The sequence below is a fragment of the Oscillibacter sp. KLE 1745 genome, assembly GCF_000469445.2.
Classification (GTDB): Bacteria; Bacillota; Clostridia; order Oscillospirales; family Oscillospiraceae; genus Oscillibacter; species Oscillibacter welbionis.
In genome coordinates this window covers 1-253 of sequence record NZ_KI271749.1, presented here as the reverse complement: position 1 = coordinate 253, position 253 = coordinate 1, and the positions used below count along the sequence as shown (strand labels likewise).

General features: G+C 66.8%; 1 protein-coding gene. It reads left to right on the top strand.

Annotated features, from left to right (window positions below):
* The first annotated feature begins 172 nt into the window (after positions 1-172).
* Entirely contained in the window at positions 173-250 is a 78-nt protein-coding gene (locus HMPREF1546_RS18945) for an HIT domain-containing protein (protein ID WP_084192840.1), read from the top strand.
* Positions 251-253: the final 3 nt, after the last annotated feature.

The window sequence follows — 253 nt, the reverse complement described above, 5'->3', positions numbered from 1 at the left end:
CGGCAGAGATATGACGTGGCCTCCGGGCTGATGCCTGGGAGCCACGGCCCCGGCGGGGCCGCGCGCGAGAGCGCGTGCAAGCGTTTTGCGAAGCAAAACCTTGGAGCGGGCGGGCTTTGCCTGCCCGCTCAAGTTTTATCCGGGGCCCCCACCGGGCTTGGCCAGGTGGGGAATGCAGGCGGGGCAGAGCGTGTTTCATCTGCACTTCCACGTACTGAGCGGCAGAGATATGACGTGGCCTCCGGGCTGATGC